Origin of the sequence: Arthrobacter sp. SIMBA_036 (assembly GCF_046535135.1) — a bacterium.
Taxonomy (GTDB): domain Bacteria; phylum Actinomycetota; class Actinomycetes; order Actinomycetales; family Micrococcaceae; genus Arthrobacter.
This window is the reverse complement of record NZ_JAWRXG010000226.1, coordinates 1-266: the sequence shown is the minus strand read 5'-3', so window position 1 is coordinate 266 and position 266 is coordinate 1. Positions and strand designations below refer to the sequence as shown.

The 266-nt window shown below is 25.2% G+C and carries 1 protein-coding gene; it reads right to left on the bottom strand.

Features of this window, described 5'->3' with window-relative positions; all coding sequences use genetic code 11:
• The coding region (locus SB659_RS19705) for a hypothetical protein (protein ID WP_410551634.1) at nucleotides 1–266 on the bottom strand (266 nt) is incomplete at both ends.

The following is a 266-nucleotide window of genomic DNA, read 5'->3' as shown; positions in this document are numbered from 1 at the left end:
TGTGTTTTCTTTAATAATTACGGATTTGAATCTTGTATTTGGAGTTTTTAAAAATGTGAAATTAAAATTCTGTGATTTTTCCAATGACTTTAATATGGAATCTCTCTTTAAAAAATTATCGGAAACAAAATAAGATTTTCCCTTATCTATAAATAAAGTAAAATCTTCAACCTTAGTATTAAGAATATCAGTTGAATCTGGTGTATATTCTAGTCTATATCCGAATGAATAATCTTTCTGCTGAGAAAAAAAGACTGAATAAGCAA